The organism is Cellulophaga sp. F20128, assembly GCF_023015805.1.
Lineage (GTDB): Bacteria > Bacteroidota > Bacteroidia > Flavobacteriales > Flavobacteriaceae > Cellulophaga.
Genome location: NZ_JALKBA010000004.1, coordinates 196,656 through 217,632, shown reverse-complemented (window position 1 = coordinate 217,632; position 20,977 = coordinate 196,656). Strand labels below are relative to the sequence as shown.

The 20,977-nt window shown below is 35.5% G+C and carries 19 protein-coding genes; 11 read left to right on the top strand and 8 right to left on the bottom strand.

Features of this window, described 5'->3' with window-relative positions; all coding sequences use genetic code 11:
• Window positions 1-63: 63 nt before the first annotated feature.
• Entirely contained in the window at window positions 64-873 is an 810-nt protein-coding gene (locus MWU65_RS06250) for a helix-turn-helix transcriptional regulator (RefSeq protein ID WP_247076326.1), read from the bottom strand.
• A 205-nt stretch (window positions 874-1,078) separates the two neighbouring features.
• On the opposite strand from MWU65_RS06250, the gene MWU65_RS06245 reads away from it, so the two are divergent.
• The 5 genes from MWU65_RS06245 (at window position 1,079) to MWU65_RS06225 (ending at window position 7,674) form a co-directional block, all read left to right on the top strand.
• On the top strand, window positions 1,079-2,698 hold the full coding sequence (locus MWU65_RS06245; protein WP_247076325.1) for a M14 family metallopeptidase: 1,620 nt from the start codon (window positions 1,079-1,081) through the stop codon (window positions 2,696-2,698).
• A 10-nt stretch (window positions 2,699-2,708) separates the two neighbouring features.
• Window positions 2,709-4,448, top strand: a complete 1,740-nt coding sequence (locus tag MWU65_RS06240) for a M14 family metallopeptidase (RefSeq protein ID WP_247076324.1) — start codon at window positions 2,709-2,711, stop codon at window positions 4,446-4,448.
• Between the two features lie 126 nt (window positions 4,449-4,574).
• A complete protein-coding gene (locus MWU65_RS06235) occupies window positions 4,575-5,009 on the top strand; it encodes an Rrf2 family transcriptional regulator (protein WP_247076323.1) in 435 nt (144 codons plus the stop codon).
• A gap of 75 nt (window positions 5,010-5,084) precedes the next feature.
• A complete protein-coding gene (locus MWU65_RS06230; RefSeq protein WP_247076322.1) occupies window positions 5,085-5,426 on the top strand; it encodes a cupin in 342 nt (113 codons plus the stop codon).
• Between the two features lie 31 nt (window positions 5,427-5,457).
• Window positions 5,458-7,674 (top strand): nitric-oxide reductase large subunit, encoded by a 2,217-nt coding sequence (locus MWU65_RS06225; RefSeq protein ID WP_247076321.1) that lies wholly within the window; start codon window positions 5,458-5,460, stop codon window positions 7,672-7,674.
• A gap of 70 nt (window positions 7,675-7,744) precedes the next feature.
• On the opposite strand, the gene MWU65_RS06220 is transcribed toward MWU65_RS06225, so the two are convergent.
• Window positions 7,745-9,862 (bottom strand): M3 family metallopeptidase, encoded by a 2,118-nt coding sequence (locus MWU65_RS06220; protein ID WP_247076320.1) that lies wholly within the window; start codon window positions 9,860-9,862, stop codon window positions 7,745-7,747.
• A 150-nt stretch (window positions 9,863-10,012) separates the two neighbouring features.
• On the opposite strand from MWU65_RS06220, the gene MWU65_RS06215 reads away from it, so the two are divergent.
• The 6 genes from MWU65_RS06215 (at window position 10,013) to MWU65_RS06190 (ending at window position 14,953) form a co-directional block, all read left to right on the top strand.
• Window positions 10,013-10,588 (top strand): pseudouridine synthase, encoded by a 576-nt coding sequence (locus MWU65_RS06215; RefSeq protein WP_247076319.1) that lies wholly within the window; start codon window positions 10,013-10,015, stop codon window positions 10,586-10,588.
• 100 nt (window positions 10,589-10,688) lie between these two features.
• Window positions 10,689-11,267: a TetR/AcrR family transcriptional regulator gene (locus MWU65_RS06210; RefSeq protein WP_247076318.1), complete on the top strand. Its 579-nt coding sequence runs from the start codon at window positions 10,689-10,691 to the stop codon at window positions 11,265-11,267.
• 31 nt (window positions 11,268-11,298) lie between these two features.
• Window positions 11,299-11,931, top strand: coding sequence for an NAD(P)H-dependent oxidoreductase (locus MWU65_RS06205; protein ID WP_247076317.1), 633 nt, complete (start codon window positions 11,299-11,301; stop codon window positions 11,929-11,931).
• A gap of 9 nt (window positions 11,932-11,940) precedes the next feature.
• On the top strand, window positions 11,941-12,939 hold the full coding sequence (locus MWU65_RS06200; protein ID WP_247076316.1) for an NADP-dependent oxidoreductase: 999 nt from the start codon (window positions 11,941-11,943) through the stop codon (window positions 12,937-12,939).
• A gap of 37 nt (window positions 12,940-12,976) precedes the next feature.
• Complete coding sequence (locus MWU65_RS06195) at window positions 12,977-14,134, top strand: iron-containing alcohol dehydrogenase (protein ID WP_247076315.1); 1,158 nt, start codon at window positions 12,977-12,979, stop codon at window positions 14,132-14,134.
• Between the two features lie 9 nt (window positions 14,135-14,143).
• Window positions 14,144-14,953: a type 1 glutamine amidotransferase domain-containing protein gene (locus MWU65_RS06190; protein ID WP_247076314.1), complete on the top strand. Its 810-nt coding sequence runs from the start codon at window positions 14,144-14,146 to the stop codon at window positions 14,951-14,953.
• Window positions 14,954-15,096: 143 nt separating this feature from the next.
• Here MWU65_RS06190 and MWU65_RS06185 read toward each other — a convergent pair whose 3' ends face one another.
• The 6 genes from MWU65_RS06185 to MWU65_RS06160 all read right to left on the bottom strand — a co-directional run bounded on the left by MWU65_RS06185 (window position 15,097) and on the right by MWU65_RS06160 (window position 20,973).
• Window positions 15,097-15,549, bottom strand: a complete 453-nt coding sequence (locus tag MWU65_RS06185) for a KTSC domain-containing protein (RefSeq protein ID WP_247076313.1) — start codon at window positions 15,547-15,549, stop codon at window positions 15,097-15,099.
• 66 nt (window positions 15,550-15,615) lie between these two features.
• Complete coding sequence (locus MWU65_RS06180; protein ID WP_247076312.1) at window positions 15,616-16,893, bottom strand: NAD(P)/FAD-dependent oxidoreductase; 1,278 nt, start codon at window positions 16,891-16,893, stop codon at window positions 15,616-15,618.
• Window positions 16,894-17,054: 161 nt separating this feature from the next.
• Window positions 17,055-17,246: a cold shock domain-containing protein gene (locus MWU65_RS06175; RefSeq protein ID WP_247076311.1), complete on the bottom strand. Its 192-nt coding sequence runs from the start codon at window positions 17,244-17,246 to the stop codon at window positions 17,055-17,057.
• Window positions 17,247-17,677: 431 nt separating this feature from the next.
• Window positions 17,678-17,962 carry a redoxin domain-containing protein gene (locus MWU65_RS17795; RefSeq protein WP_348646025.1) on the bottom strand — a complete coding sequence of 95 codons (285 nt, stop codon included), beginning with the start codon at window positions 17,960-17,962 and terminating at the stop codon, window positions 17,678-17,680.
• Window positions 17,963-18,110: 148 nt separating this feature from the next.
• Window positions 18,111-19,661, bottom strand: a complete 1,551-nt coding sequence (locus tag MWU65_RS06165; RefSeq protein WP_247076310.1) for an SDR family oxidoreductase — start codon at window positions 19,659-19,661, stop codon at window positions 18,111-18,113.
• Between the two features lies 1 nt (window position 19,662).
• Window positions 19,663-20,973 carry a DEAD/DEAH box helicase gene (locus tag MWU65_RS06160; RefSeq protein WP_247076309.1) on the bottom strand — a complete coding sequence of 437 codons (1,311 nt, stop codon included), beginning with the start codon at window positions 20,971-20,973 and terminating at the stop codon, window positions 19,663-19,665.
• Window positions 20,974-20,977: the final 4 nt, after the last annotated feature.

Below are 20,977 nucleotides of genomic sequence, written 5' to 3'. Positions count from 1 at the left end.
TGGCTAATATAATACGCCTATATATAATGAAATGGTTTATTTGAAAATAAATTGGTTTAATCCCTAACCTTGAGATTTTTTATACTGCAAGGGTGTTTGTTTTACAAAACGTTTGAAATATTTAGAAAAATGAGAAGTATCTTTAAAATCTAGGTCGTAAGCAATGTCACTAATAGGTCTACTAGTGTACAATAGTTGCCTTTTTACTTCTTTAATAATATGCTCGGCAATAACATCGGATGCCGTTTTATTAAAAACACGATTACATAAAGCATTTAAATTTTGTGATGTTGTATGTAACTCATTAGCATAAAAAGCTACATTATTTTTTAACTTTTTTGATAACAATTCTAGAAATAGGGTTGCATTATCCGTAGTTTCAATTGAAGAAACTGAAGCATAGTTAACAAGTTTCGCTAAAATAGCTTTTATACCACCTTCTACAACTTCTTTATTAATAGATTCCTGCTTTATTTCCCAACACAATGCTTTAAATAAATTACCTAAGGACTTATCCTTTGGTGCAATATTAATCTTTTGTACATTTTGCAATTTCATCAATTGGGAATTTATAAACTTATCTAATGTTTTTTCAAGAAAGGATTCCTTTATTATAATAACAAAACCTTTGGGCACTATATCTATTTCCCAGTTATGTACTTCATCTTTTTTAATTAAAAATACGACAGGGGGTTTTATTTCAAAACTTTTAAAGTCTATATGATGAAAACCGGTTCCTTGTACAAAATAAACTATTTCTAAATATTTATTGTGTCTATGCGGTTTAGTATACCGCTTTCTAATATCGAAGACTTCTATTTTAACATCAATCTGTGAAGTAATTTTATTATATGTACTTATTGTATTAATCAATTTTTATTGCATTAAAGTATGGTAAGTAAATCTAGACAATTATGAGATGAAATAGCGCTGATTATCATTTATGATTTAAGTTGTGATATTTTTTTATCCCCCAATTGCTTATAAATCAATGGTAGACATTATATTCTTCATAAAAAAAAGTAAAAATTCCTATAAGAAGTAGTATTTTCATTGCATAAAACCAATAATTGAACCCATGAAATATAAGTTATTATGCCTCGTATTCGGGTATTTATCTATGGCAAGTTCCATAACCCTATTTTCTCAAGACAACTATCGAACCCACCAAACAGTTACTGCCAATTTAAAAACGTTAGTGGCCCAAAATGCAGCGAATGCAACTATGGTGTCTTTAACAAAAACCATTGGAGGCAAAGATATTTGGTTACTTACATTATCTAATGGAAAACCAGATAGTAACCCGGCAATGGCGGTTGTTGGAGGTGTAGATGGCTCCCATCTTTTAGGCGTTGAGTTAGCTGCTAAATTTGCTGAAAACGTACTTCTTCACCATAAAGAGGTCCTTGAAACAACTACATTTTACATTTTTCCAAACATGAGTCCAGACGCCTCTGAACAATATTTTAGCGCTCTAAAGTATGAGCGACAAGCCAATGCAAAAAAAACGGATGATGATAGAGATGGTGCTATAAATGAAGATGGATTTGAAGATCTAAACAAGGATGGGTTAATTACAATGATCCGAATTGAAGACCCCACTGGAGCATATATACCCTTGGAAGAAGATCCTCGAATTATGGTAAAAGCAGATGCTAATAAAGGAGAAAAAGGAAGTTATAAAGTATTTTCAGAAGGGATAGATAATGACAAGGACGGTGCATTTAACGAAGATGGTGTAGGGGGCGTTTATTTCAACAAAAACTTTACCTATGATCCTCCGTATTTTAAGAGCGGTGCTGGAGAACACCCTGTTTCCGAATTGGAAAATAGAGCCCTCTTAGACTTTTTGTATGAACGGTGGAATTTGTACAGTATTTTTACTTTTGGCCCTACCAATAACTTATCAGAACCCTTAAAATACAACGCTGCTAGCGCCAAAAAAAGAGTGGTTTCTAGTATTTTGGAAAATGATGCCAAACTAAACAAACAGCTTTCAGAGAAATATACCAAAATCATAAAAGCTAAAAATGCACCAGCTTCAGGCACACAAGGAGGTGGATTTTTTGAATGGTCTTACTTCCATTTTGGAAGATTAGCAATGGGAACCCCTGGCTGGTGGGCTCCTAAATTTGAAGGAGACTCTATTAATAAAGCCCCAAAAAATAAGGATGCAAACTTTTTAAAATGGGCAGAACAAGAAAATATTTCCAATGCCTTTGTTGCTTGGAAATCGATTTCTCATCCTGATTTCCCAAATAAGAAGGTTGAAGTTGGTGGTATTTCACCATTTATTCAAAAAAACCCACCTTACGCTATGGTAGACAGCATTGCCACGAAGCACACTGCGTTTATTTTAGAGGTGGTTAAAATGCAGCCCAGTTTATTATTTACTAACCTAAAGGAAGAACAGTTAGGATCTGGACTTACCCGTATTTCAGTAGACTTACATAACCATGGGATGCTACCTTCACATACAGAAATGGGAGCTAAATCTAGATGGGTGCGTAAAATAAATGTCTCTTTAGAATTAGCCAAGGGTCAAGAAATTATATCTGGTAAAAAACGCCAAGTGATTTCAAAAATTAATGAAGATAGTAGTATCCATCTCAGCTGGTTAATTAAAGGCAGAGGAAAACTGAGTGTAAAAGCAGGAGCGCCGCAAACAGGAACCAATGAAATAACCATAAACCTATAAAATACTTATAATGAAATCATATATCTATTTAATGGCACTCGTAGTTTCTGGGTTAACGTCCGCTACTGTAGAGGCTCAAAACGTCAACGATTTTTTCAGGGCTGCTGGCTCGCCTCATAACCCAAAAGTAAAAATTGCCTTTAACAAATATTATACGTCAGAGGGTTTGGCTGCCATTAGCAAACAAATAGCAGATGCACATCCCAATTTAGTGAAAAGGAAATCAATCGGGAAATCTACCCAAGGTAGAGATATTTGGATGCTTGCAATTACTGATTATTCTGTTGGTGATGCCAACCGAAAACCAGGGTTTTATGTAGATGGAAACATTCATTCCAATGAAATACAAGGGGGTGAAATATGCACCTATACAGCATGGTATTTAACTGAAAGTTTTGCGGATGTTTCCTATATTAAAGAAATGCTCAAAGATCGGATCTTTTACATTGTACCAACGATAAATCCTGATGCTCGAAACAATTATATGAAAGAAGGAAATACAGCGCACAGTCCAAGAGCGGGTATGATTGCCTTGGATGATGATAGTGATGGGTTGTTTGATGAAGATGGGTATGATGATCTCGATGGCGATGGTTCTATCACCATGATGCGTAGAAAAAATCCAAATGGAAATATGATCGTAGACCCTTTAGATCCCAGAAAAATGATTCAAATAGGACCTGATGATATCGTTACTACCCAGCGCTATGAATACTTAGGAGGTGAGGGTTTAGATAATGATGGTGATGGTCGTATTAATGAAGATGTGCCTGGATATTATGATCCAAATAGGGATTGGGCTTGGAAATGGCAGCCAGATTATGTGCAGCGCGGTGCTTATAAATACCCCTTTTCTGTTCCAGAGAATAGAGCTGTTGCAGATTTTGTACTCAGCAGGCCAAATATTGCAGGGGCACAGAGCTTTCACAATTCTGGTGGAATGATTTTAAGAGGGCCCGGTGCGGAAGAAGATGTGGCTACCTACAACCGGGCAGATGTAAGAATCTATGATGCCATAGGAAATAAAGGTGCTGAATTACTGCCAGGATATCGATACATGACCGTTTACAAGGATTTATATTCAGTTTTTGGTGGCGAGTTAGATTGGTTTTATGGAGCAAGAGGGGTTTATACATTTACCAATGAAATCTTTACCGGATTTGCGTATTACAAGAATAAAGATGGCGACCGAGATCAAGCCTATAAAGCGGAGAAAGACCTGCTATTAGGAGATGGTTTTACCAACTGGAGTACTTACAACCACCCAACATTTGGCGAAATAGAAATTGGCGGTTTTAAAAAGAATGTGGGCAGGGCTACTCCTGGTTTTATGTTGGAAGAAGAAGCACATCGGAATATGGTCTTTACGTTTTATCACGCACACCATATGCCCTTATTGTCTGTAAACAGTATTACGGAGAAATCATTAGGAAACGGGTTAAAAGAAATTACAGCCATTATAAAAAATGAACGACTTATGCCTACTCACGCTAGTCAAGATCTAAAGTATAAAATAGAACGCCCAGATAATATCTCTCTCTCTGGCGCAGATGTTTTGGCAGGAATGATTGTAGACAGTGATGACTTTAATATAACTACAGAGCAAAAAAATAATCCCAGTATACTTAAAGTGTCGAACATTCCCGGGAATGATGTTATTAAAGTGAGGTGGATTGTAAAAGGCGGTGGTAAAGTTACAATTACCGTAGACAGTGCAAAAGGAGGGTTAGTTTCTAAAAAACAAAGTTAAATAGGTTCTCATACAACCACACAATAGCCCCTTATATTACGGGGCTATTTTTTTGTTACAATTAATAAAGGATAAACTTGTCCGTTATTAAAATATGTTTTAATTTTGCCTGTATAAATATAGTGTATGTTTTCAAAATCTTGCGAATACGGACTTAGGGCAGTACTCTTTATTGCGCAACAATCTACAGTTAATACTAAGGTTAGTTTAACGACAATTGCTGATTCAATTGATTCACCCCAAGCATTTACGGCTAAGATTTTACAACAATTGACAAAAAGTGGTCTGGTGCAGTCTTCTAAAGGACCATATGGTGGGTTTTTTATAGAAATAGAGGCCTTGTCTACTATAAAATTAAGTGATATTGTCGCTGTCCTAGATGGTGATGCCATCTATACTGGCTGTGGCTTGGGCTTGCAACAATGTAACGAAAAAGAACCCTGCCCTCTTCATTTTAAATTCATTAAAATCAGAGACGATCTAAAACAGATGTTAGAAACCAACACCCTTGCTATTGTTGTTAAGGATATGGATTCTGATTTATTTCATCTTAAATTATAATACTTTTATACTAATACCGGATAAAAAGGTATTCTTATCCCTTAAATACAATTAAACCCTATAAAAATTAAAATTATGAAAACAGCTTCCTTAACAAATGACAAAATTTACAAAGAAGACAAACCTTCCTTACAACTCCTTATGGAAACAGAAGTAAGCAAAGAGATTCGAATATTGATGCGCAAAGATCAAGTTATGAAAGAGCACAAAGCACCCCACCCTATTGTGGTTGAATTGTTTGAAGGCGAAATAGAGTTTGGGGTTAACGGTGCCATTCTACATTTAACAAAAGGCGATTTAATAAGTCTAGGCAGTAATGTACCCCATGATCTAGTATGCAAAGCAGATGCCATAATTAGACTGTCTATTTCTAAGACCGATTCTATAGATAGAGTACAAAAAGTAGTAAACAATTAAAGTTAATTAAAGTCAACTAAACAGTTATACAATGAGAAAAATTTGGATCGCCTTTACAAGTGTGGTTACACTGTCTTTTATAGTCCTCATATGGATTGGAACAGAGATTTATCAGACGCAACCCCCACTACCCGATCAGGTAGTTGTAAAAGAAACAGGAGAAGTGTTTTACAGCAAAGCAGATATACAAATAGGACAAAATGTTTGGGAATCTATTGGCGGTATGGAAGTTGGCTCCATTTGGGGACATGGAAGTTACGTAGCGCCAGACTGGACAGCCGATTGGATACACAAAGAAGCTGTGTACTTGCTAGAACATTGGGCTCAAGAAGACTTTAATACCAATTATGCCAGTTTGGATGTAGAAAAAAAGGCAGCCTTAAAAGCACGTTTAATTAAAGATATAAAAACCGACTCCTACAACCCAGAAACAAGGACCATTACCATTTCTAAGGCTCGTGTTGCGGCAATTCAACAAAATATAATACACTACAGTGGCATTTTTGCCAATGGTAATGAGCGGTATGCCATTCCTGTAGGCGCCTTAACCGACGAAGCTAAGCTAAAGCAGTTGAATGCTTTTTTCTTTTGGACCTCATGGGCCGCTAGTACCAACAGGCCTGGTAAAGACTATACCTATACCTCTAACTGGCCTCATGAGCCATTAATAGATAATGAAATTACGGACGACTCGCTTATTTGGTCGGGTTTATCTATTGTATTGTTGCTCCTATTTATTGGGATTCTTACCTATTATTACTTAAGAAATCACGAAAAAGGAGAATCGGTTACCAAACCCGATAGTGATCCGTTGACGGGATTAATAATGTCTAAATCACAAAAAGCCGTTTTAAAATACTATTTAATAATTTGTTTCTTAATTGCATTGCAAGTTATTTTAGGAATCATAACGGTACATTATACGGTGGAAGGTCAAGCTTTTTTTGGATATGATTTATCTAGCTTTTTACCCTATTCAATTACCAGAACCTGGCATACACAATTGGCTGTATTTTGGATTGCTGCAACCTGGCTAGCCACGGGATTATTTTTGGCTCCTATGATTTCAGGAAAAGAGATGAAATACCAAGTATTTGGTACAAACTTCTTGTTTGTTGCCTTATTGGTTATTGTTCTAGGTTCTATGTTAGGAGAATGGCTTGGTGTTCATCAGTTTTTAGATCTAACAACCAATTTTTTCTTTGGCCACCAAGGATACGAGTATATGGATTTAGGTCGGTTTTGGCAGATTTTCTTAGGAATTGGACTTGTGCTCTGGGTAGTTATGGTCAGTAGACATATTCTGTTTGCCATTAAGAAGAATGATGAATCTAAGCACTTATTGATCATATTACTTTTGTCTGTAATTGCAATTGGTATGTTCTTCTTTTCTGGATTAATGTATGGTGAAAATAGTAGTTTGCCTGTTATTAATTATTGGAGATGGTGGCTAGTTCACCTATGGGTTGAAGGTTTTTTTGAGGTTTTTGCTACTGTAGTTATTGCATTTATATTCGCTAGAATGAAAATTATTTCTACAAAAACAGCGGGAAGAGTATCTATTGCCTCTGCCACGATATTCTTAGCAGGAGGTATTATAGGCACCTTACACCACTTATATTATTCTGGGACACCAGTACAAGCAATCGCTTTAGGAGCTACTTTTAGTGCACTAGAGGTGGTACCACTAACATTAATGGGATTTGAAATTAGAGAACATTGGAATTTATTAAAAAGTAAAGATTGGATACAGAAATACAAATGGCCTATATTTTTCTTTATTGCTGTAGCATTTTGGAACTTTGTTGGCGCAGGAGTTTTTGGTTTCTTAATTAACCCTCCTATTGCATTGTATTACATACAAGGTCTAAATACTACTGCCGTGCATGCCCATACAGCCTTATTTGGTGTTTATGGTATGTTAGGCATGGGGTTCATTATTATTTGTTTGCGTTTTTACTCGGACAGAAAGTGGAACAGCACCAAACTAAAAAGAGCCTTTTGGTTTTTAAACATTGGATTGGTTGCTATGGTTTTACTAAGCATGTTGCCTATAGGAATTATACAGGCATACACGTCCATCACACAAGGATATTCGTTTGCTAGAGATTCTGATTTGTTGTATTCCCCAACAATACAAACTTTAAAATGGCTTCGTATGGTGGGTGATACCATATTCTCTGTCGGTATTTTTTACTTCTGTTGGTTTACCGTAAAAGAGACCCTATATTGCTTTAAAAAAAAATAGAATTACAAACTTCCAACACATAAAAAAAGGAGCCTTTAACGGGCTCCTTTATAGGTATAGGTAAAAAGGTTTATTGTAGGCCCCTTGCCTTTAACATAGGTTCTATTTTAGGATCGCTCCCGCTCCAATCCTTATACATTTGTTCTAAATCTACCGTATTACCTCTAGACAATATCATATCTCTAAATCGTTGCCCATTTTCACGTGTTAAACCCCCATTGTTTTCAAACCAATTGTAGGCATCATGATGTAGCATTTCTGTCCATAAATAAGAGTAATACCCAGCAGCGTATCCACTACCAAAAATATGTGCAAAATAGGTAGATCTATAACGTGGTGGTACGGCACTTACAACATCTAATTTTGTTTTGTGTAATGCCTCTTTTTCAAACTTATTAGCATCTATAATAGTTGCATTGGAAGCTATAGTATGCCACTGCATATCCAAATTAGAAGCTGCTAGGTTTTCCGTTAAGCTATACCCTTGGTTAAACGTAGCTGCTTTTTTAATTTTATCTAATAAAGCCTGTGGTATTTGTTCTCCTGTTTTATGGTGTAAGGCATAATTCTTTAAGATCTCTGGGTATAAAGCCCAGTTTTCGTTAAACTGAGAAGGAAATTCTACAAAATCCCGAGCTACCGCAGTTCCGGATAAAGAAGGATATTCCTGATTAGCAAAAAAACCATGTAAGGCGTGTCCAAATTCATGAAATAGGGTACTAACTTCATCATAGGTCAATAAAGCTGCATCTCCCTCGGCAGGTTTAGGATAGTTACATACATTATAGATCACGGGTTTTTTATCATACAAATGAGACTGGGTTACAAAATTACTCATCCATGCGCCACCACGTTTACTTGGTCTAGCAAAATAATCGCCATAAAATAAGCCTAGCTGCTCCCCATTTTCTTCAAACAACTCATATACCACTACATCTTTATGGTAAGTTGGTATGTCTTTACGTTCTTTAAAAGTAATACCGTATAGTTTCTCTGCAGCGTAAAAAACACCTTTCTCTAATACCGTTTTTAACTCAAAATAAGGTTTAATTTCATTCTCATCTAAATCGTATTTTTCTTTTTTTACCATATCAGCATATCGATTCCAGTCCCAAGCTTCTAACGTAAAATCTTGACCATTTTTGGCAATCATATTTTGTATGTCCTCAGCTTCATTCTTTGCCTTAGCCGTAGCAGCAGGTATTAAACCGTTAAACATATTAAAAACATTTGCTGGTTTTTCTGCCATTGTTCCTTGCAAGCTCCATGCTGCATAACTATCAAACCCCAATAAAGCTCCTTTTTTAGCTCTTAAGGTAGCTATTTCGGTAATTATTGCTTTGGTATCTTGATTTGATCCATCTGCTCTCATCCAAGCAGCCATAAATATTTTTTCTCGTGTAGCTCTGTTTTCTAAACTTTGTAATAACGGCTGTTGTGTTGTATTCAGTAATGGAACTTTCCACCCTTTACCCTCTTTATTTTCTAAAGATTTTAATTGGACATCAGATAAACCAGCTAAATCAACTTTATTTTCAAATACCAAAGCGCCATTATTATTAGCTTCTAATAAGGTTTTGTTGAACGAATTTATAAGTGTCGCTATTCTGGTATTGTAAGATTTTAATGTTTCCTTATCGGCAGCACTTAAATTTGCACCCGATTTTTCAAAGTTTTCAAAATAAGTCAACAATAGTTTATAAGATTCAGGATCTAAAACTAAATTATCTCTTTTTTCATACAATTCTTTTACACGCTTAAATAAGTCATCATTTAAATAAATACCATCTTGTAATTCAGAAAATTTCGGGGCCATCTCCTCTTGCACATTTTGTAAGCTATCATTGGTATGTGCAGCCGTTAGTCCAGAAAACACTTGCTGTACATTCTCTAATTGAGTACCACTTTTTTCTAAGGCTAATATGGTATTGTCAAAGGTTGCAGGTTCTGTATTGCTCGCTATTTTGGAGACAATCTCCTTTTGTGTAGCGATACCATGTTCTAAGGCAGGCATAAAGTGTTTGTTCTTAATTAATCGAAAGTCTGGTGCACCATACGGCAATTTGCTTTCTACCAATAAAGGATTTTCTGAGTTATTCATAGTGTTTGGAGTTGTCGTTTCTGTTTTAGCATCTTTACAAGAGGCAAACATAATAGTAACGAGTGCTACTGTGTATATTTTTTTCATTACAGTGCCATTTTAAAGTGGGTTATAAAGATAGCGTTGTTCCCAAAATTACCCTCTTAAAATTTACTTAATATTTGGTTTGACCTAAAGGATAGCGCTAATTGCAACGAAGGTCTAATATTCTTATTATTTTTACATTTTATTTTAAGTATGCAAAAAAAGAACCACCTTCATTACAAAATGTACAAGCCTTATGGGGTTCTTAGTCAGTTAGCTACGAATGACCACAACCAACTCAAAAAGAAATTTCTATCAGAATGCTATAATTTTCCAGAGGGTACAATGCCTATTGGACGTTTGGATGAAAAATCAGAAGGATTACTATTACTAACTACAGATGGTAAGCTAAGCGATACCATCAATAGAAAGGGTATAGAAAAAGAATATTTTGTACAGTTGGATGGATTAATTACCGATGAGGCTATACACGCTTTATCCCTTGGTGTACAAATTGGCATTCATGGAAAGAAGTACACCACCAAACCTTGCGAAGTAAAAAACAGTCAATCTCCTTCTACCCTCCCATTTCCGGATCCTGCAATAAGAATTGCACGACACAGACCCAGTTCTTGGATAAGTATTACCATCACCGAAGGGAAATTTAGGCAAATTCGAAAAATGACGGCTGCGGTAGGATTCCCTACATTACGTTTGGTTCGCGTACGTATTGCCGATATTACTTTAGACAACCTAAGGGTTGGGGAAGTAAAGCCTATGCAGCTATAATTATACTTTTAGGGCAATATTGTTAATTCCGTATTAAATAGTGTTAAAAAAAAGAATGAACATTCATTTTTATGTAACTTTGTCAAGAATTAAGACAATTATGGCCAAATTACAGAAAAGTATAGACAAGCGTAACGCACTTATTAAAGCAACAATAGCCCTTGTAAATAACAATGGGTTTCATGCAACACCAATGTCTAAAATAGCGAAAATGGCAAATGTGTCGCCTGCAACTATTTACTTGTATTTTGAAAACAAGCAAGATTTAGTAAACAAAACTTATATCGAGGTAAAGGAAAAATTTACAGCCCATGCTTTTAATCACTATAAAGCAGATATGCCTGTAGCAGCAGGTTTTAAATTGATTTGGAATAGCATAGCCGATTTTAAATTCAATAATTGTGAAGAAGCAATTTTTTTAGCGCAATGCGATAATACACCCATGGTTGATGAACCGAGTAGACAAAAAGGAATACAACATTTTCAAACCCTTTTAGAATTATGGGAACGCGGTAAAGAAGAAGGTATCATTAAGCCTATGTCCAATTATTTACTGTATGCTTATACAATTATACCCTTATCGTTTTTAATTATTTCTCAAAGAAGAGGTGCCATACAACTCACCAAGGACCATGTAGAAGAAGCCTATAACGCCGCATGGAATAGTATTAAATTATAACTAAAATTAAAAAGAACACAAAGCAAAATATATGGAATTATTAGATAAATTAAATTGGAGATATGCTGCCAAAGCTATGAATGGCGAAAAAGTAGCTGAAGAAAAAATTGACAGAATTATTGAAGCTGCCCGCTTGGCTCCTACTTCCAGTGGATTACAACCCTTTGAAATTTTTGTAATAAAAAATCAAGAGGTAAAGGAAAAAATTAAACCCATTGCTTGGAACCAATCTGTTATTTCAGACTGTTCCCATTTATTGGTTTTTGCTGCCTGGGATACTTATACTCCAGAACGCATCAATTATATGTTCGATTTAACTAACGAAATCCGTGGTTTTAAAAACGAAGGTTGGGAAAATTACAGACAAATGTTGTTGGATACCTATCCTCAAAAAGACGCAGAAGAAAACTTTAATCACGCTGCAAAACAAGCCTATATTGCTTTTTCACAAGCCATAAGTGCAGCCGCTTTTGAGGGTGTAGACGCAACTCCCTTGGAAGGCTTTGATCCTTCGGCCGTTGACGAGATATTAGGTTTACGTGAAAAAGGATTGCGCAGTGCCGTTTTATTGCCCTTAGGCTATAGAAAAACAGAAGAAGATTGGTTGGTAAACCTTACTAAGGTACGTAAGAGCACTGAAGATTTGGTAACCGTAATTGCATAAATTAAAAATATGACACAGACAATATTATTAAAAAACAGACCTATTGGTAAGCCTTCAGTAACAGATTTTGAATTTGTAACTGATGAGTCAGAAATAGCGATTAGCGATGGCGAATTACTTCTAGAAACCACCTACGTATCTGTAGATCCCTACCTAAGAGGAAGAATGAGTGACGCCAAATCATATGTCCCTCCTTTTGAATTAAACAAACCGGTGCATTCAGGCATAATCGCTAAAGTACTTGCTTCTAAAAATGAAAATTTCGAAACAGGAGATTTTGTTTCTGGCATGTTAGATTGGAAAACAAAACAAGTTGCTACAGGCGAAGGCCTTTTAAAAGTGGCTGCTTCAAAAGCCCCTTTAAGTGCATATTTAGGGGTTTTAGGAATGACAGGTTTAACAGCTTACTTGGGTTTAACCCAAATAGGGAAGCCTAAAGCTGGTGAAACCCTTGTTGTTTCTGGTGCGGCAGGTGCCGTTGGTAGTGTAGTTGGACAAATAGGAAAGCTTCTTGGACTTAGGGTTATTGGTATTGCAGGTTCCGATGAAAAAATAGCCATGTTAACTTCTAAATTTGGCTTTGACGCTGGTATAAACTACAATAGCAGTACAGATATAAGAGCAGACATTGCAAAGGCTGCACCAAATGGTGTTGATATTTATTTTGATAATGTAGGCGGACCCATCTCTGATGCCGTACTTTTTAACATCAATAAGTTTGCTCGGATGATTATTTGTGGCGCAATTTCTCTGTATAACAATACAACACTACCACAAAGTGTTAGTGTACAGCCTTTTTTAGTTAAAAACAGTGCTTTAATGCAAGGGTTTATTGTATCTAACTATGCAGATAAGTTTCCAGAAGCAATAAAGCAACTATCAAGCTGGTTAACAGAAGGAAAACTAACCTATACGGAAACAATAGTAGAAGGTTTTGAGAACATTCCGAATGCTTTTATCGATTTATTCGATGGGAAAAACAAAGGAAAAATGATTGTTAAAATTTAAGAAGAATAATTTTTTATCAACTTAAAAAACAAAAGAAATGAACAATTTTGAATATAAAAACCCAACTAAAATAATATTTGGGAAAAATACAATAGAAAAATTAACTACAGAAATACCCGCAGATGCTAAAGTTTTAATGCTTTATGGTGGTGGTAGCATTAAGAAAAACGGAATTTACGATCAAGTAAAAAAGGCATTAGCTACCGTAGATTTTAAAGAGTTTGGAGGGATTCCGGCAAACCCTGAGTATTCCATTTTAATGGATGCCTTAAAGGTCATAAAAGAAGAAAAGATCACTTATTTATTAGCCGTTGGTGGTGGTTCTGTAATTGATGGCACTAAATTTTTAGCAGCTGCTGCCTTGTATGAAGGCGCAGAACCATGGGATATGTTCAAAAACAAAATCCGTCCAAGTGAAGGATTGCCTTTTGGAACGGTATTAACATTACCTGCTACAGGTTCTGAAATGAATTCAGGTTTGGTGGTATCTCGAAAAGAAACCAAAGAAAAACTTTCAATAGGAGGGCCGGCATTATTCCCTGCCTTCTCCATATTGGATCCACAAGTCATCCAATCTATTCCTCAACGTCAATTGGCCAATGGGATCACAGATGCCTTTACACACGTTTTAGAGCAATACATGACCTACCCTGCTGGCGGCTTACTACAAGACCGTTTTGCAGAAAGTATATTACAAACTTTGGTAGAAGTTGCACCTACAGTAGTAGAAGATCCTACAAACTACGAGGCAGCATCTAACTTTATGTGGAGTTGTACCATGGCACTAAATGGTTTAATTCAACAAGGTGTTCCTGGAGATTGGGCGATACATATGATGGGGCATGAATTAACGGCCTTGTTTGGAATAGACCATGCAAGAACATTAGCTATAGTAACTCCTAGTCATTACAAGTACAATTTTGAAGCTAAAAAAGAAAAGTTAGCACAGTATGCAGAACGTGTTTGGAACGTAACCGAAGGTAGCCAAGAAGACAAAGCATATGCCGCAATAGAGAAAACAGAAAACTTTTTCCATGCATTAGGTATAGATACTAAACTATCTGACTATACAAAAGATTACAAAGGTACTGCCGAAGAAATTGCTAAACGTTTTAAAGAACGTGGTTGGAAATTAGGAGAGCGTCAAGCTTTAATGCCTGAAGATGCTGAGAAGATTGTAAAAATGGCATACTAAATAAGTGAAATGAATTTTATTAAAACAACTGTTCTTGCACTCCTAATACTAACGGTTACAGCTTGCAATAATAAAAAAGAGAAACAATCTTCTGAAAAAGTTTCAGTAGAAAAAACAACACTTAAAAAAGATAAAAAAATGAAAGTATTATTTGAATTAACATCTCATGATAAATTAGGAAATACGGTTAAAAAAACGGGGTTCTGGGTTGAAGAATTTGCAAGCCCTTACTACAGTTTATTAGATAAAGGAGTTACAATTACCATAGCAACACCAAAAGGAGGAGCAGCACCAATAGATCCAAGTAGTGCTGCCCCTGATGCAGCTACGGAGGCAACAGCGCGATTTAACAAGGATGAAGTTGCCAAAGAAAAAATTGCAAACACCGAGGTTTTAGCGGATATGAAGTCAGAAGATTTTGATGCCGTATTTTATCCCGGTGGACATGGGCCATTGTGGGATTTGGCAAACGATGCGAATTCTATTGCATTAATCGAAAAATTTAATGTAGAAAAGAAGCCAATAGCATTTGTATGTCACGCTCCTGCTGCCTTAAAAGGGGTTAAAGGAATTGATGGAAATCCATTAGTAAAAGGGAAGAAAGTAACTGGATTTACAAATACTGAAGAAGATGCTGTACAACTTACAGCGATAGTTCCATTTTTAGTTGAAGATATGCTTACAGCAAATGGCGGACTCTACTCTAAGGCAGCAGATTGGTCTGCATATGCCATACAAGATGGAAATTTAATTACTGGGCAAAACCCAGCATCATCTGAATTGGTTGCTGAAAAATTAATTGCTGCGTTAAGCAATTAAACCATTATAATTTATAAAAAAAAGCCTGTAGACCATTTGTCTATAGGCTTTTTTTATTTCTTACAAAACAATAAAAAAAGCTATTATATAGATATTAATATTCTATATAATAGCTTTTTATGAAATAAATATAAACTAATACATTAAGATACTTCTTGAGTTGTTTTCTTCGATTTACGATACATATAGGTACCAAAAATATTTCGTTTTGCAAAACGGTAAATCTTGTCTGAATTGATCATTTTTATATACACCTTTTTTGGTACTCCAAAATATTCGTAGGTAGTTCCATCCAAAAAAGTTATTTCTAAAAGCAGACCATTGTGCTGAAAATCTAAAATACCGGAAACAGAAGTAAGTGTTTTATACTCCTCCGCATTCGTTGCTTTAGTTTCAGGAGCAATACTCACTAGAAAATGATAGCCATCTATAATTTGCCTACTCTTTATCTCTGCCTCTTCACGTTTGGCATCTCCTTCTTGAAATTTATCTGGGTGCCATTCTTTTACTAAATTTCTATAACTAGATTTTAATGATTTTAATTCTATGTCATTTTCAACAGAGAACATTTTTTTATATTCATTAATACGCTTCATAAAGGTGCTTTTTTTAAACCAGCCGCGAAAGTACACCTTTTTTAATTGACAAACACTAATTATAGATTATGCTTTAAATTCGTTTTCTTTTTTAGCAAACGGTCTTATTATTAACCCCAAGGGTTTATCATAGGTAAAGTAACTTGTCATCCACCCAATAAATGCCGATAGTTTATTCCTAAAACCCACGAGCGACATTATGTGTATAAACATCCATACCAACCATGCAAAGGTTCCCTGAAATTTCCATTTGGGCAAATCTACTACTGCCTTTTTTCTTCCAATGGTAGCCATTACCCCCTTATTTTTAAAAATAAAAGGAACCAAGGCTTTACCAGAAACTCTATTTAAAATATTCTTTGCCAACTGTTTTCCTTGCTGTTGGGCTACAGGAGCTAGCATGGGCAATCCATGCGGATTATCTTCGGATATACAAGCAGCAACATCTCCAATAGCAAAAATTGATTCTGTTTGCATCACTTGGTTGTATGCATCTACAGCAATCCTATTTCCTCCTATGATAGCATCCTTAGGTAAACCATTAATTGGTGCTCCCTTTACCCCTGCCGTCCAAATAACAGTATCCGTATCAAAGGTAGAACCATCTGCGAGTTCTAACTTACGGTCTGTATACGAACTAACCCTAGCATTTAAATTTACATTTACCCCAAGATTTTTTAAATACTCTAAACTTTTAGCAGAAGCTTCTGCTGACATAGCATTTAATAAATTGGGGGAAGCTTCGTACAAATTAATACTCATTATTGAAATATCTAGGTCTGGAAAATCCTTGGGAATCACATGTTTTTTCATTTCTCCAATGGCCCCAGCCAATTCTATCCCAGCAGGCCCACCGCCAACAATGGCAATATTTAAAATTTCATCCAATTGTTTGGATTCTTTACTTGCCAATGCCTTTTCTAAATTTTGAAAAACAAAACTACGCAGGTTTAAAGCATCAGGAATAGATTTTAAGGTTAATAGGCTATCCTTTACAGGTTCAAAGTTGAAGAAGTTTGTCTGACTTCCTGTGGCAATAACCAAATAATCATATTGAATATTTCCAATAGAAGTGATTACTTCCTTTGCTTCCATGGCTACAGAAGTGACCTTGGCCATTCTAAAAGTTATATTTTTATAACCTCTAAAAATACGACGTACTGGGTAGGCTATACTATCTGGCTCTAAACCCCCAGTGGCAATTTGATACATTAAGGGTTGAAAATTATGGTAGTTATTCTGATCGATAAGAAGAACGTCGACCTCCTTGTTTTTAAAAGATTTTGCAATGGATATTCCACCAAAACCAGCGCCAATAATCACAATTTTTTTTCTATCTGCCATACCTTTAAAATGTAAAGTAAAGATACGAAACTATGTACTTTTGTACATTTAAAGTGGAATCTATTTTTAAGATATTGGTTATGGAATTCTTCCGAATTTGCCATAAAAAAAGAGCCTATCCAAATTGGATAGGCTCTTGGTACAAAGCTTTAGCGTATATGTTATATAACTTTTACGTTTACTGCGTTTAAACCTTTTTTGCCTTCTGTAAGATCAAATTCAACTTCGTCACCTTCGCGAACTTCGTCAATTAATCCAGAAATGTGTACAAAATGGTCTTTTTCCGAACCTTCTTCAGTGATAAATCCAAATCCTTTAGAATCGTTGAAGAATTTTACTGTTCCTTTACTCATTGTAATGTAATTTAAATAATTTAATAAGTTGCAAATATACAACGAAACCACCAGTGTACCAAAATTAATTTAAATAACTTAAAATCAGTTAACTTAAAGTTAATATAGAAACAATATTCATGTTCTACATTGTAAATTTATTAGCCTTAAATCTTTTACAAATGAACCAATTAAGTATAAGGCTAATTTAATTGTAGCTTCAAAATAAACTAAGCCTCTCCCCTTGCAGGATAATCTGCTTTTAAAATATAATCTATTCCTCCTAAAACAGCGGGAAATTCTGGTCGGCCAAAAGGCATAGATTGAATTGACTCCCAATATACGGTTGCATCTGCAGCTAAAAGGAATAATCCGGGCTCTGTAAAATATTCTGGTTCTTGTTTTATTCCTTTGGAAATAAATAAACCCCATTTTCTAGCCTCGTCTATTGGTTAACCATAACCTAATGGAATATCTTTTATAGCCCATTCCTTAAACGTTTCTTTAGCGACTTCTTCTGTATCAGAACTAACTGCTATAACATTAACACCACGCTCTGTAAATTTAGTAATAGTAGCCTGTAGATCTTCTAATTGCTTTTTACAAACTGGGCAATGCTTACCTCTAAAAAAAAGGATCATTGTGAAATTTTTGGGTGATTGCTCACTTAATTTCCAACTTGTATCATTTACTAATTGAATATTTAAATCGGGTGCTTTTTCTCTTGGTTTTATCATAATTAACTATCGTTTTATTACTAATAGAATTAACAATTTGATTTTCAAATTGTACTTAAACTTAATGAAAACCAAGCACTGTATCACCCTGTTTAACTAAACCTAACAGAACTTTAACACACTTTAGGAATACTCCTTTTTTACCTATTTACCAGTCAATGGGTCTGTAATCCTTTAAGAATTTACCACTCCAATGTTTCCCTGTATTTATCCCGTCAATTAAAGGATCCATCACCCTTGCCGCTCCGTCTACAATATCTAAAGGCGGTTGAAAATCATGCAACTCTACTTTCTTTTTAGATAATTCTGCGGGGTCTTCATCTGTTACCCATCCTGTATCAACGGCATTGATATAAATACCATCTTTTGCTAAACTACCCGCAGCTGTATGCGTAAGCATATTTAAGGCGGCCTTCGCCATATTGGTATGTGGATGGCGATCTTCTTTAAAGAATCTATGGAATTTACCTTCCATAGCAGATACATTGATAATGTGCTTTTTACCTGTATTTTCTTTCTTCATTACTTCCGAAAGCCGATTGCACAATACAAAGGGGGCAACAGAGTTCACCAATTGAACTTCGATCATTTCGGTAGTTTCAATTTCACCCAGCCTTAAGCGCCAGCTATTGGTTTTACGTAAATCTACTTGCTGTAAATCTGCATCTAATTCACCTTCTGGGAAAACTTCCGCTGCTTTTAATGAGTTATCAAAGCTATACGGAATTTGAGACAATTTTGCAGAAGCTCTTATCCCTATTCCAGGTTCTGGTCCATGCCAGGTTACCGGCATATTTTTATTGGGCGATGCTCCAGTTGTCAATGTTTTAAGCTCTTGCATACAACCCACGTGATCTTGCAAAAGATCTGCCGCATACTTGGGTAGATCAGCAATAGGCCGATCTTCATTAGCCATTAAATGCGTATAAAAACCTGCTGGCCTACGTACAGTTTGTGCTGCATTATTTATTAAAATATCTAAATTCTCGTACTTCTGTTCTATAAAATTACAGAAAATTTCCACACTGGGTATGTGCCTTAGATCTAGACCGTGAATTTTTAGTCGGTGACCCCATTGCGTAAAATCATCTTCCTTTGAAAAACGCAAAGCAGAATCTATAGGGAACCTTGTGGTGGCCACTACGGTTGCCCCTGCTCGCAACAACATTAAAGTAATATGATAGCCTATTTTTAAACGGGATCCTGTAATAACTGCTGTTTGCCCCTTTAAATCGGTAGTTTGAAATCGTTTTGCGTAATTAAAATCACCACAACTGCTACACATGGTATCATAAAAATGATGTAGTTTGCTAAACATCTCCTTACAAACATAACAGTTTCTAGGGGATTGCAACTCTTGTTCTTCTCTATTAGACAGATCGGCTTGTGGTAATAATTTGGGGGCGACAAAAACTACCGCTTCACGTGCACTACGAATACCTGTCACTTTGCGGGCGTTTCTATCTCGTGCATCTTGTTTCCGTTTTTGTGCTTTTTTAGCATCCTTTTTTCTACGTGAAAATTCCTCCCTACTGGGTCTAGAAAATAAACCTGCTGCCTTTATTAAGGCCGTTCTTTTGCCTTTAGGAATCTCAAAAATTTCATCCGTATTTTCAACCAAATATTCGAGTACAGAAATACACCTTTCAATCTCTTCTGTACTTAATGCTTGCACCGCATTATTTTGTTCTTCACTCATCCTATATAATGCTAATTCTAACCTTCTTTTTCTTTAACCTTGTATTATTTAATTCTTCAACTAGTTTTGGTGCTATTGCCATTGGTACAGATACAAAAGTACAGTCTTGTTTTAACTCTATAACCCCCAATTGATCTTTGCTGATTTTTCCTTGTTTAAAAAATAAACCTGCAATATCTCCCTTTGAAATTTTATCTTTTCTACCTCCCGAAATAAACAAAGTCGTCCAATACGGCGCCTTTCTTGTATTGGTTTTTGTTAATTTTTGAACCCCTACATTTTTAATAAAATCAGGTAAATTTTCTTTGTCCCATTTTAGTATGTACGCTGTACCTTTAGAGTTTACCCGGGCCGTTCTTCCGTTTCGATGTATAAATTCTTCATTTTTAAACGGAAGTTCATAGTGAATTATATACTTCATTTCTGGAATATCTATACCACGAGCCGCTAAATCTGTAGCTACAATTACATCATAGGTTCCGTTTCTAAACTTAAGCAACGCCCGTTCCCGATCTTTCTGCTCCATATCGCCATGAAAACAACCATGTGTAATATTATTTTTATCCAAAAAAGTACTAACCCCTTTTATACTATCTCTTAAATTACAAAAAATAATGCCTGGGTTATTTCCAATCTGATTTAACAACTGCAAAAGTGTTCCCAGCTTATCTTTAGAGGGTGATACCACAATTTTAGTGGTTAACTTGTACGATATTTCTTTGAGGTAATTTATGGTTTTCGCCTTATCTAAACGCACAAAACTTGGAATAGAAACCCCTTGAGTTGCAGAGGTTAAGATACGTTTATTTAAACTAGGTAATAAACTAATAATATATTTCATCTCTTCCTCAAAACCGGTTTCTAAGGATTTATCAAATTCATCTAAAACAAGGGTTTTAATAAAGTCAGTAGAAAATCGTTCATTGTCAAAATGATCTGCAATTCTGCCAGGTGTTCCTATAAGTATAGCTGGCGTATGTTTTAACTCAATTTTGTCTTTAGACATTGCTCTACCACCATAAACCGCATTTACTTTGTACCCAGAACCCATAGAGCGTATTACTTGTTCTATTTGTATAGCTAGTTCTCTTGATGGTACCAAAATTAAAGCTTGGATTTCTTCAAGTTCGGGATCTAACCTATCTATTAAGGGCAACAAAAATGCAAGTGTTTTCCCAGTTCCTGTTGGTGATAACAATACCGTATTGGTTGTGTTTTCTATAACAGACAAGGCTTCTTCTTGCATAGGATTTAACTGCTGAATATTCAACTTTTGTAAAATATCTGCCCTATTCTTAATTGTATTTGCCATACTC